The sequence below is a fragment of the Bacillus sp. FJAT-50079 genome (assembly GCF_018343515.1).
In the GTDB taxonomy this organism is placed as follows: domain Bacteria; phylum Bacillota; class Bacilli; order Bacillales; family Bacillaceae_C; genus Lederbergia.
Genome location: NZ_JAGYPD010000004.1, coordinates 568381 through 580208, shown reverse-complemented (window position 1 = coordinate 580208; position 11828 = coordinate 568381). Strand labels below are relative to the sequence as shown.

General features: G+C 39.6%; 12 protein-coding genes. 5 read left to right on the top strand and 7 right to left on the bottom strand.

All coding sequences use genetic code 11. From position 1 onward, the window contains the following. On the top strand, positions 1-256 hold a 256-nt coding region (locus KHA95_RS13695), incomplete at its 5' end, for a transposase (RefSeq protein ID WP_213138062.1). A gap of 142 nt (positions 257-398) precedes the next feature. On the opposite strand, the gene KHA95_RS13690 is transcribed toward KHA95_RS13695, so the two are convergent. The 7 genes from KHA95_RS13690 to sodA all read right to left on the bottom strand — a co-directional run bounded on the left by KHA95_RS13690 (position 399) and on the right by sodA (position 8450). Then, positions 399-2489: a peptidoglycan D,D-transpeptidase FtsI family protein gene (locus KHA95_RS13690; RefSeq protein ID WP_249316872.1), complete on the bottom strand. Its 2091-nt coding sequence runs from the start codon at positions 2487-2489 to the stop codon at positions 399-401. A 56-nt stretch (positions 2490-2545) separates the two neighbouring features. After that, on the bottom strand, positions 2546-3760 hold the full coding sequence (locus KHA95_RS13685) for an MFS transporter (protein ID WP_213138061.1): 1215 nt from the start codon (positions 3758-3760) through the stop codon (positions 2546-2548). 262 nt (positions 3761-4022) lie between these two features. Next, a complete protein-coding gene (locus KHA95_RS13680; RefSeq protein ID WP_213138060.1) occupies positions 4023-5087 on the bottom strand; it encodes a sensor histidine kinase in 1065 nt (354 codons plus the stop codon). Then, positions 5084-5764 carry a response regulator transcription factor gene (locus tag KHA95_RS13675; protein WP_213138059.1) on the bottom strand — a complete coding sequence of 227 codons (681 nt, stop codon included), beginning with the start codon at positions 5762-5764 and terminating at the stop codon, positions 5084-5086. Before KHA95_RS13675 ends, KHA95_RS13680 begins: the two co-directional genes overlap by 4 nt. Positions 5765-5823: 59 nt before the next feature. Further along, the gene (locus KHA95_RS13670; RefSeq protein WP_213138058.1) at positions 5824-6639 is read right to left on the bottom strand and encodes an ABC transporter permease; all 816 of its coding nucleotides are present in this window, start codon (positions 6637-6639) and stop codon (positions 5824-5826) included. Continuing rightward, the gene (locus tag KHA95_RS13665; protein ID WP_213138057.1) at positions 6636-7661 is read right to left on the bottom strand and encodes an ATP-binding cassette domain-containing protein; all 1026 of its coding nucleotides are present in this window, start codon (positions 7659-7661) and stop codon (positions 6636-6638) included. Before KHA95_RS13665 ends, KHA95_RS13670 begins: the two co-directional genes overlap by 4 nt. A 180-nt stretch (positions 7662-7841) precedes the next feature. Continuing rightward, entirely contained in the window at positions 7842-8450 is a 609-nt protein-coding gene (gene sodA, locus KHA95_RS13660; RefSeq protein WP_213138056.1) for a superoxide dismutase SodA, read from the bottom strand. Between the two features lie 236 nt (positions 8451-8686). On the opposite strand from sodA, the gene KHA95_RS13655 reads away from it, so the two are divergent. From KHA95_RS13655 to KHA95_RS13640, 4 genes are all read left to right on the top strand, one after another. After that, on the top strand, positions 8687-9199 hold the full coding sequence (locus tag KHA95_RS13655; protein ID WP_213138055.1) for a DUF1189 family protein: 513 nt from the start codon (positions 8687-8689) through the stop codon (positions 9197-9199). Positions 9200-9257: 58 nt separating this feature from the next. Continuing rightward, the gene (locus KHA95_RS13650; protein WP_213138054.1) at positions 9258-9575 is read left to right on the top strand and encodes a LysM peptidoglycan-binding domain-containing protein; all 318 of its coding nucleotides are present in this window, start codon (positions 9258-9260) and stop codon (positions 9573-9575) included. A 92-nt stretch (positions 9576-9667) separates the two neighbouring features. After that, positions 9668-10789 (top strand): flavodoxin-dependent (E)-4-hydroxy-3-methylbut-2-enyl-diphosphate synthase, encoded by a 1122-nt coding sequence (gene ispG / locus KHA95_RS13645; RefSeq protein ID WP_249316870.1) that lies wholly within the window; start codon positions 9668-9670, stop codon positions 10787-10789. Positions 10790-10924: 135 nt separating this feature from the next. After that, the gene (locus KHA95_RS13640; RefSeq protein WP_213138053.1) at positions 10925-11494 is read left to right on the top strand and encodes a 5' nucleotidase, NT5C type; all 570 of its coding nucleotides are present in this window, start codon (positions 10925-10927) and stop codon (positions 11492-11494) included. Positions 11495-11828 lie beyond the last annotated feature (334 nt).

Sequence of the window (11828 nt, the reverse complement as noted above, 5' to 3'; positions counted from 1 at the left end):
GATCCAACGTCATATCTGGCAAGATTACTTGGATGTAGCTGAGGACTTACGACACAATCATGAAATTAAAGAAATATACGGAAAGCGTAAAGAGACGATTGAACGTGTCTTTGCCGATGCCAAAGAAAAGCATGGCATGCGCTGGACAACCTTAAAAGGTATTAAAAAATTGTCCATGCAGGCGATGCTGACTTTTGCTGCCTTAAATCTTAAGAAGTTGGCCAGTTGGACATGGAAAACGCCAACCATCGCTTAATAAGAACCAAAATGGAAAGCTGAAATGAACTTTTTCACAGATTTAACCTGAATTAATAGGAAAAGGGTTGGAAATCAAAATGATTTCCAACCCTTTTGTCTACGCTCTGAACACTTCGTATGAAGTGTGTTTTTTTGTCTGTTTATTCTTCCGTTTTCTCACTGCCACCAATATTTGCCCGTTTTGCTTTTATATCAAAATAGGCATCCATGACCCGTTCACCGATTTTCAGATTGATGCGATTGTCGCTTGCTCCATCTACATAGGCAGATGGGACAACGACAGACATAGCAACTTCCGGATTTTTATATGGAGCATAGCCAACAAGTGTTAAATTCCATACGTCCGTAGCTTGGTCACGTGTTTCAGCCGTTCCTGTTTTTCCTGCTGGCTCATACGGTTTATTACTAAAGAAGCTTCTTCCTGTCCCTTGTGCATCATGAAAAACACCATAGAAGCCTTTTTGAACTTGTTCAATTTGTCTATCGGTCGCATCGAGCCGATTTAATACATTCGGCTTCATTTCCCTGACAATCGCACCAGGCTCGCCATTTCCATCGCCCGGCTCTCGAATTTCCTTAACGATTTGCGGCTGCATACGGTAGCCGCCATTGGCAATCGTTGATACATATTGAGCGAGTTGTAAAGGTGTGTACGTATCATATTGTCCAATTGAAAAATGAAGCGCGTTACCAGCAGCGGCACTTGCAACTGAGCCGATAAATCCGGTTTGCTCACCTGGTAAATCAATACCGGTTTTAACCCCAAGCCCAAATTGATTAAAATAATAGCGCATTTGATTAAATGCTTTCGCTTTATCGATAATTAGCGGCATTCCTCGCTGGTAGCGACCATCACCGATTTGAATCGCCGTCTTATACATAAAAACGTTCGAGGAACGAACAAGTGCCATATAATCGGTAATCGATTGATTATTACCCCCACGGTTAAAATGGGAGCTAAACGTTCCTGTTCCTTTAATGATTAACGGCTCATCGTATTGCGAACCTCCGACATTAAGCACTCCCGCCATATAGCCGCTCATAACCGTTGCACCTTTTATTGCAGAACCCGGAACATAGGCAGTTGTCATATTTCCCGCAGCAAAATCGCTAAATTCGTATTTTTTTTCTTCTTCATTATAACGATATTGCTTTCCCGACATTGCCAATACTTCTCCGGTAAATGGATCCATTAATGTGACGAAGGCCCGATCGAGAAGCCGTGCACCATATTGTCCTTTCGCGCTTAAAATTTCTTCCTCAATAATTTTATCGATTTCCTGCTGTAACTCCATATCAATCGTCAAAACTAAATTATTTCCTTGCTTCCCTTCATGGACAAGTTTTGTACCAATGATTTCACCAGAACGTGTAATGTTCTTCACTTTTTCTTTTTGTCCGCGCAATACATCTTCATATTGCAATTCAATATAACTTTTCCCGACTCGGTCATTTCTGCTATATCCGCGCGATAAATAATATTGCAGATTTTCGGCCGGCAGCCCCGTTGTTAAGTTTCCGAGTATGGAGCGCAATGTATTTTCATACACATAGCTGCGATTCCAATCGATCGTTGTATCGACCCCTGGCAGCTTGCTTAAATGCTCACTAACCTCTGCAAATTCCTCCATTGTTACATTTTCGTTCTTAACAATTTGCGGCACAAGCGCATAGCCACTCGTAAACTCACGATAGATCGCCAACACTTCTAATTCATCCTCTGTAAGCGATTCAAGCTCCGCATCTGTCACGCGCTCCCGCTTTAACTTATCAAGCTCCGCATCTTTTCCTTTGTATTTTTCCTTTTCTGCCTCCGTTATTTTCGCATCTCCCTCATCGGGGTGAAGCATCAGCCAGTAATCAACCTTATCGCGATACGTAATTTTTTTCGTATCTTGATCGATGATTTTCGCAAGCTCTCTAGCGATCTCCAATGTCTCTTCTTGCTTCGCACCTTTTGGGGCCGTATATGTAATCGCCTTTTGTGGTTCATTTTCAACAATTGGATTGTAATAACGATCAAAAATAATTCCCCGTGGCACCGATGTATTGACATTAATATCCTCTGTTTTTTCAAGCTCTCGTTTTGCATCTTCACCGTTTACGATTTGAACAACGCCAAGTCGTAAGATTAATAGTGAAAATAACAAAAAGACAATAAAAAATAACATGTTCATCCGCGCCGGAACATGGGACTTTTTCTTTCTTTTTTTATTTTCCAACATCGCCATTCCTTTCCCTCTTCCTTATCCCTATTGTAAAAGAAAGTTCGATCCAATACAACTAGTCAAGATGTTTCATGGAGGCGAACTTTCGATACGAATAGAGCGGCTAAAGGATGACCAAGGCCAAGAAGAAATAATAAAATAGGGATGCAATCCATTGGGTTGAACAAACGAATGGCGGCGATAAAAATGATGATTGAAACGATCCGACCAACATTGAGGTATTGTTCCCTTACAACAATATACTCAATCCGCATCTCGGCAGCTTTCCAGCTTTTTCCGATGACGTCATAAGTCATCGATGAATATGGAACGAGCATAAGTGGATATCCCAACCCAATGAGTGCGCCATAAATGAGTAACCTTGTATAGGTTGGCTGGAAGGCGATAAGAAAAATAACGACGTATAGGATGATCGCGCCAAGCAACATGACCTTCTTTCTTTTCTCTTTCTTAATCATTTTTGTCGCAAATAAATAAAAAACAAAGCCGACTCCTGCATTTACAAGCCCAAACGTCCCAAGTGATAACTCACTTTGTGTAGAAATGAAAACGAGGACTGAAATCATAAATATAAACGTTCCTTCTCGAAGTCCTTGAAAGAAGTGTGAATTTGTCACAAGGCGCCAATTTATATTCTTTTTCCTTTCGGCCATAATCCTTCTAAGTTTGTACTTGCCTGAAGCTGGTCGCCGCTTCAAAAAGAAGCTTAATAAGACAGCAATCGCAAATAAGCTAAACGAGATCGCAAAAATCAACGTATAACCAACATTGCCTTGTAGACGTGTAATCAAAAAACCGGCTGAAATCGGACCAATGACACCCGCTGCTGACGTAAGTGCCCCCATAAAGCCATTAAAGAAATCCCTCGTTTCTGGCTCGGTAATTTCAAATGTTAATACATTAAATGCAAGCCAATAAAAACCATAGCCGATTCCAAGCAAGGTCCCCAGGAACAATAGCCATTGTGACGCATCCTTTCCAAAGACCAATACAGCAATATAAAATAACGAAAGAAAAATAACACCCATTCGTAAAACAATGACCCGATCCACTTTTTTTGCCCATCTTCCCGCAACAATAAATGTGAGTGGCTGAAAGATGACGATCGCCAAATTGTATAGAGCAAGATCGATAAATTCTCCCGTTTGCTTCCATAAAAATATATTGACAAACGTATTGGATAAAGAAGTACTTAAAAAATAAAGTCCACCGATGAATAAGAGCAAAAGCAAATCCCGAGAAACACCAATCTCTCCGATCCATTTTTTTAACATCACAACTACTCCCCTCTGACTTATTTTTCGTGGAGAGGGAAGTTTTATACAAAAACAATGAAAAAACAAAGACAAGGTTGCGATAAACAGATCTTTTGCACTGTAAAACATAGCATCTGAACAAACTTAGTAAGCTTTTAAATTCCCTTATATACTGAAAAAAGTTGTCCAGAAAGTTCGTTTCAATCGACTTTCCAAACAACCCCATTCTTATTTTGCATTAATCTGTTTATGCTACTCTTCAAGAAATGAAACTTAAACATTAATTTAACTTGACTGTCACTTCTGTACCCTTCCCAAGTTCACTTTGTACTTGAATAGCACCTTTATGCAAATCGATTATTTTTTTAACAATCGGTAAACCGAGGCCACTGCCTCCGAAATGACGAGTTCTTGATTGATCAGCTTTATAAAAGCGCTCAAATATGTGTATCAATGCTTCTTGATTCATACCGATTCCGGTATCTTTTATTTTTACAATTAGATCATGATCTGCCTTCTTTCGTGCTTCGATTGTGATCGTCCCATTTCTAGGTGTGAATTTAATGCTATTATGAAGTAAGTTAATCCATACTTGATCAAGCAAGTCCTCATTCGCAGTGATCGTTATATGTTCAAGGTAAATATCCATCTGAATTTCCTTTTCGGCCCATTGCGGCTCATTCGCAAGGATGATGCGACGAAGTTGGTGATCTAACCGATATGTTTGTTGATCAAATCCAAGCTGATCAGATTCTAGGGAAGTTAGTTTTAATAAATTTTCGCTTAATTTCGAAAGTCTCGTGCTTTCCATTTCAATAATTTCTAAATAACGCTTGCGTTCATTTGGACTTAACTCATCGTTCTTTAGCGCATGAGCAAACCCATTAATTGACGTTAATGGTGACTGAATTTCATGTGAGACATTTGAAATAAATTCTTGGCGCATTTCCTCCATTGCCCCAAGTTTACTTGCCATATTATTGATATTTTCAACAATATAAGAATATGGATGATTACGATCTTGGAATTGTTCTTGATCATAAAAGGAAAGATCAATATTAAAGTTTCCTTCTGCCATCATTTTCATCGCATGAATGATCGGATGGATCATTTTCACTTGATGATCTTGCACCCATTTAATTTTCGTTATAAAAAACATGCAAAGACCAAACAAGAAGAAACCTAAAATTGAGTTGATAAGCTGAATTGCATATTCAGAAGGAGTATATTGTATTTCCGCAAACAGCCAAGATGTAAACCAATAGGAACAGGACCAACAGAGTAGCAAAGACAGGATGATTGCTAAAAAACCAAATATGCGCTTGATTGTTTTAGGTAAGTTCAATGGTTCATCTCCAAACGATAACCGAGACCTCGAATGGTTACAATTTTAAAAGGGCAATCTTCATTAGAGAATCGTTTCCGCAGGCGTTTAATATGGACATCAACCGTCCTTTCATCCCCTTCATAATCAAAGCCCCAAATATCTTCGATAAGTTGTTCCCTTGAAAAAGTCTGTTGCTGATGGATTGCTAGCTTAAACAGAAGCTCGAATTCCTTCATCGGTAACGTTACATCATGATCCCCTAAATAAACCTTGTATGCAGCTCGATCAATAACGATATTTCCTAATTCAATTCGATTGGAAAGCGTAATTTGATAGCGTTTGAGTAAAGCTTTAATTCGAGCAACGAGTTCTACCGGAGCAAATGGTTTGACTAAATAATCATCGGTTCCAAGGTCAAAGCCTTTCACCTTTTGCGCCGTCTCCCCTTTTGCTGTTAACATCAAAATTGGAAGAGTATCGGAATAATACGTTCGAATTTCACGGCATAATGTCCAACCATCCATGTTCGGCATCATAATATCTAAAATAACGAGGTTAATTTTATCTGTTTCTAATATAGATAAGGCTTCTTCTCCATCTGCCGCTTCTTTAATCGAAAATCCTTCCTTGGAAAGTAGAAGGTGAATCAATTCCCGAATATGCGGATCATCGTCTACGATTAATATTTTCACCATCGTATTCATTCCTTTATCATTTATTCATACGGGGCTATATGATTGAGAGTGCCGAATATTTAAGTTTTGCGCATGTAAGCCCGAACAGTGAGCGGTGCAAAAATCGCCACAATGACCGCTGCACCAACAAGAGAAAGGATCAAGTCGACACCAATCGCCCCATTGTTTGTCAACTCCCTAACCGCAGTGACAAGATGGGAGATCGGGTTGATCTTCACAAACCATTGCAGCCAATGAGGCATCGTTTCAGCCGGCACAAAAGCATTAGAAACAAATGTAAGCGGGAACAGGATAATCATTGAAATTCCTTGCACACTTGATGCCGTACGTGCAATTACACCGAAAAAGGCAAAAATCCAGCTGATTGCCCATGAACATACAATGACAAGAAGGGCCGCAATAGCAACATACCCTACCCCTCCATCTGGACGATACCCCATAATGTACCCCATTGTAAAGGTAAGTACAGACGCAATTGTATACCTAATACTGTCTGCCAGTAAAGCACCTGCTAATGGTGAAATTCGCGCGATCGGCAGTGATTTGAAGCGGTCAAATACTCCCTTATCCATATCCTCACGCAATTGGACCCCGGTAACAATCGAAGTCGTAATCACCGTTTGCACAAGAATCCCCGGAATAATGACCGGCAAATAACTTTGCACATCCCCAGAAATCGCCCCTCCAAAAATATACGTAAACATTAAAGTAAAAATAATCGGCTGCAGCGTCACATCAAACAATTGCTCAGGTGTACGGCGAATCTTTAGTAATCCTCTATATGCCATTGTTAACGAATTGCGAACCGTTTGACGGAAGCTTGTTTTGTTACGGAATTGCCGATTGGCAACCGATGTCATTGTAGTAGTTTTCATCCTCTAACCACCTCTTCATCTTTCAATCTATTTGAGTCCTTTGATGTGTCGATCGCACCTTTGCCAGTAATCGTTAAAAAGACCTCATCCAATGTCGGCTTTTGCACACTTAACTCGGCCAAACGGATCCCCGACTCACGAAGGGCAATGAGCAAATCAGTGGCGCGGTCCGCATCCTCCATTGGAACAATAATCCTTCCGCCTTCGGAAGAAATCGATGACTCGGCCTTCAGAACCCGATTGATAATCTGACGAGCATCGTGAATATCTTGTGGATTTTGCATACTTAAATACAAGGATGAAGTGCCTACGGATGCTTTTAATTCATCTACTGTTCCTTCTGCAACAACACTTCCATGATCGATCACCGCAATTCGGTCAGCGAGTTCATCTGCTTCTTGAAGATATTGTGTTGTTAATAGCACTGTGGAACCTTCCTTTACTAAGCGGCGAATCGTGTCCCACATTTGGTTCCGTGTTCTTGGATCTAGCCCTGTTGTTGGTTCATCTAAAAAAATCAATGGCGGCTGTGCGATAAGGCTTGCTGCTAAATCCAGCCGGCGGCGCATACCGCCTGAGAAGTGTTTTAATGGCCGCTTTGCCGCCTCCGTTAATCCAAACTCCTCTAACAATTGTGCTGCCTTGCGTCTCGCATCTGTCCGCCCAAGCCCTAGTAGTCGAGAAAAAATAATTAAATTCTCAGTAGCGCTAAGCGACTCATCGACGGAAGCATACTGACCAGTTATACCAATCAATTGACGGACAATTTGTGCCTCCTTGACAACATCATATCCAAAGATACGTGCCATGCCTTCATCCGCCCGCAACAGTGTCGCCAACATTCTGATAGTCGTCGTCTTTCCCGCGCCATTTGGACCAAGCACACCGTATATGGAACCTGTTGGAACATGCAGATCAACTCCATCAACTGCACGATTATCACCAAAAGCTTTGACTAATCCTTTCGCTTCAACAGCATATTGACCAGCGAAAGTCAAAGTCTCCTTTGCTTGATTATTCAATGTAATTCCTCCCTCTTACAATACAAATAATTATCATATACGGATGATAAATTACATTTATGAACTGAATATGAACTACATTATGTATATCATTTCATTAGTAACTGAAAATGATAGGACGATGCTAAAACTCGGCAATAAAAAAACGAATTGCAGATTGCAATTCGTTTTTTCTTATTATTATTTTCCTGCTTCGTAAAGCTTTTGTACTTCGTCCCAATTCACAACGTTCCAGAAAGCACCCATGTATTCTGGACGACGGTTTTGGTATTTTAAGTAATATGCATGCTCCCATACATCAAGTCCAAGTAAAGGTGTTTTCCCTTCCATTAATGGGCTGTCTTGGTTTGGTGTGCTCGTAATTTCAAGCTCACCGTTATTTAGAATCAACCATGCCCAGCCTGAACCGAAGCGCCCTGCTCCAGCAGCTTGGAACTGCTCTTTAAATTTATCAAAGCTACCAAATTTGCTAGTGATTGCTTCTGCTAATGAACCAGACGGCTCACCGCCACCTTCTGGAGAAAGAAGCTTCCAGAACAATGAGTGGTTCGCATGTCCTCCACCGTTATTACGTACTGCTGTTTTAATTGACTCTGGAAGAGCGTCAAGATCCGCAATCAATTCTTCAACCGATTTGCTTGCAAGATCAGCATGTCCCTCAAGTGCAGCGTTTAAGTTTGTTACGTATGTGTTATGGTGCTTTGTATGGTGAATATTCATTGTTTCCTTATCAATATGAGGCTCCAATGCATCATATCCATAAGGTAATTGTGGTAATTCGTATGCCATTTAAAAATTCCTCCCTATGTAATATTTTGAATCGTCAATCGATTCAATCGTACATCATAAGAGTACCAAAATATAGATCAGTACACAAATAATATGCATGATGTTCTCTTCACACTTCATCACCCTTTCGACTTTCTGAACATTTCCTAACTTTTTCATAAAACGCTTGAATAATCGCGATTCAACCATCTAAACTGGATGAGAAGGAAAGATCGATGAATAATAGGATGGGGACTATGAGAAGCATATCAATTTTTACCATATTTTACAAAAGTATTTACTCCGTAAAGGAAATTGCCAAGTACCGTTTTCTCGGCATTGGAAAAACATTTCAATACGTCTTTTTTCTAGCCTTTCTTTATTTTTTACCAAGTTTATCAACGATCTTGTTTATTGATAAGCATTCAACGACCATTCCAGGTTTCGATTTGGATACGTCCGGTCTATTTATTATGGTGCCGATCTACATGCTTTTTACATACGTATTAAACGTTGGTGTGATCGTTGCCAAAATTTCTATCTTTGCTGTTGTTGCTTTATTATTTGCAAAATGGGGGAAAAGAAAACTGCCATATCGGCAAAGTTGGCGATTAACAGCATTTAGTTTCACTTTCCCAACATTACTGTTCGGAATTCTATCGCTGTTGCAAATCAATATTACGGCAGATTATATCATTGATTTCGCCATCTGTTTGCTTTATCTCTTTTTCGGCGTACGGAAAATTCCGAAGCCGAAATTAAAAAAATAGGCATATTTTTTCTTCTCCTCTCATATACATATATATCTATGATGAGAGGAGAAGAAAGATGAAAAACATTGCCGCATTATTCGTAGGACTTGTAATTATTTATAGCATTTATTATGACCTAACCGTCGGAACCCTTTCCCCCTCAATCGTTGAATCGGCTCCTCCGATAGAAGAGCAGCCAGCGAGTGAACCTCCTTATACATTAATAAAAGTAAAGCAGGGAGATACCGTTCTCTCTATTATGGAAGCTTTAAGTGAGCAACCATTATCTGTATCAATTGAACAGACAGTCGATGATTTTATCGAGTTAAACAATGGTATGAAGCCAGATCAAATTCAAGTTGGACAAGTGTATAAATTTCCCTTATATGATTAAGATTGCGATTATATTGGCAACATCATCATAAAATTGATACAATATTTAAGTAACCATCAATTCTTCGGTTTATAAAAAGGAGAGAATTACCCTTGGGTGAAATTATACATCGTACAAAAACACGCCCCGTAAAAGTCGGGAATTTGACAATCGGGGGCAGCAACGAACTAATTATTCAAAGTATGACTATGTCAAAAACACATGACGTTAAAGCAACGGTAGCTGAAATTAACCGTTTAGCTGAAGCAGGATGTCAAATTGTTCGGGTGGCGTGCCCTGATGAACGAGCTGCACGAGCAATCCCGGAAATTAAGAAAAGAATTACGATTCCACTTGTCGTTGATATTCATTTCGATTATCGCCTTGCCTTAATCGCTATTGAAGGTGGAGCAGATAAAATCCGAATTAACCCGGGTAATATCGGCCGCCGTGAAAAAGTAGAAGCCGTTGTAAAGGCTGCAAAAGAAAAGGGCATTCCGATTCGGATCGGCGTCAATGCGGGAAGTTTGGAACGCCATATTATTAATAAATACGGCTATCCAACTGCAGATGGAATGGTAGAAAGTGCACTGCATCACATTAAAATTCTCGAGGATCTAGATTTTCACGATATTATCGTTTCGATGAAAGCATCTGATGTGAATTTAGCAATTGAAGCATATGAGAAAGCAGCAAAAGCGTTTGATTATCCACTTCATCTTGGGATTACAGAAAGTGGAACACTATTTGCCGGTACGATTAAAAGTGCCGCAGGCTTAGGAGCGATTCTTAGCAAAGGGATTGGAAACACGTTGCGCATTTCATTAAGTGCAGACCCTGTTGAAGAAGTAAAAGTCGCTCGAGAACTTTTAAAATCATTCGGCTTAATTTCGAACGCAGCTACGCTTGTTTCGTGCCCGACATGTGGAAGAATCGAAATTGATTTAATTAGTATTGCCAATGAAGTCGAAGAGTACATTCAAAAAATCAAAGCACCGTTAAAAATTTCCGTTCTTGGCTGTGCTGTGAATGGACCTGGTGAAGCTCGTGAAGCAGATATCGGAATTGCCGGCGCACGCGGTGAAGGATTATTATTTAAAAAGGGAAAAACGGTCAGAAAAGTACCGGAAGAAACGATGGTTGAAGAATTGAAAAAAGAAATCGACATCATGGCCGCCGAATATTTCAAAAAGCAAGAAGAAGAAAAACAAAAAGCAGATAAAGTAAGCCAGTAAAAATATCGATTAACCTTCATTTGGAATATGAATGAAAAGAAAATCATACATGTAAGCAAGCTGTTTTTAAAGGCAAGCATTCATATGCTTCCTTTAAAGCAGCTTTTTCATATCAAAAGAAAAGAGGTTATATATATGCAGAAACGATTTGGAATCGACATAGATGGAACAGTTACATGCCCTACCGCGCTCGTTCCCCATATTAATCAAGCATTCCAATTAGATATTACGTTAGACGATCTAGTTGAATATGAAATTACCAAGTGTATCGACGTATCCCAAGATGCTTTCCATAAATGGTTTAAACAAGCGGAACCTGAAATCTACTCGTCCTCACCAATCGCAGCTGGAGCAAAAGCTGTTTTATCAAGATGGATTCATAATCATGAAATCTATTTTATTAGTGCTAGATCTGATAAACTGATGAATATAACTGAAAATTGGTTCCAGCAATATGAGATTGATTACAATCATATTGAGTTGATCGGTTCACATGATAAGGTAGGAACTGCACAGAAACATAAGATTGATTTATTTTTTGAAGATAAGCATGATAATGCAGTTGATATCGCTGAACAGCTTAATATCCCTGTTATTTTATTTGATACCCCGTACAACCGGAAACCAGTTCCGAATAATGTCATCCGTGTTCATCATTGGCAGGAGGCGGAAAATTGGGTGAACGCTTGGTTAGTAAACGGATAAGGTGTATTAAAATTCCAAGCTTTGGCTTAGAAATATCAGCTTTGGCTTAGAAATCTAAGCTTTGGCTTAGAAATCACGGCTTTGGCTTAGAAATATCAGCTTTGGCTTAGAAATATCAGCTTTGGCTTAGAAATATCAGCTTTGACTTAGAAACCTCAGCTTTGGCTTAGAAATATCAGCTTTGGCTTAGAAATATCAGCTTTGGCTTAGAAATATCAGCTTTGGCTTAGAAATATCAGCTTTGGCTTAGAAATATCAGCTTTGGCTTAGAAATATCAGCTTTGGCTTAGAAATCTCAGCTTTGGCTTAGAAATATCAGCTTTGGCTTAGAAAT

Bases quoted from the DNA above. Each gene is read 5' to 3' on its own strand.
- KHA95_RS13690 (WP_249316872.1), bottom strand. From the start codon at position 2,489: ATGGCGATGTTGGAAAATAAAAAAAGAAAGAAAAAGTCCCATGTTCCG.
- KHA95_RS13685 (WP_213138061.1), bottom strand. From the start codon at position 3,760: ATGTTAAAAAAATGGATCGGAGAGATTGGTGTTTCTCGGGATTTGCTT.
- KHA95_RS13675 (WP_213138059.1), bottom strand. From the start codon at position 5,764: ATGGTGAAAATATTAATCGTAGACGATGATCCGCATATTCGGGAATTG.
- KHA95_RS13670 (WP_213138058.1), bottom strand. From the start codon at position 6,639: ATGAAAACTACTACAATGACATCGGTTGCCAATCGGCAATTCCGTAAC.
- sodA (WP_213138056.1), bottom strand. From the start codon at position 8,450: ATGGCATACGAATTACCACAATTACCTTATGGATATGATGCATTGGAG.
- KHA95_RS13655 (WP_213138055.1), top strand. From the start codon at position 8,687: ATGAGAAGCATATCAATTTTTACCATATTTTACAAAAGTATTTACTCC.
- KHA95_RS13650 (WP_213138054.1), top strand. From the start codon at position 9,258: ATGAAAAACATTGCCGCATTATTCGTAGGACTTGTAATTATTTATAGC.
- KHA95_RS13640 (WP_213138053.1), top strand. From the start codon at position 10,925: ATGCAGAAACGATTTGGAATCGACATAGATGGAACAGTTACATGCCCT.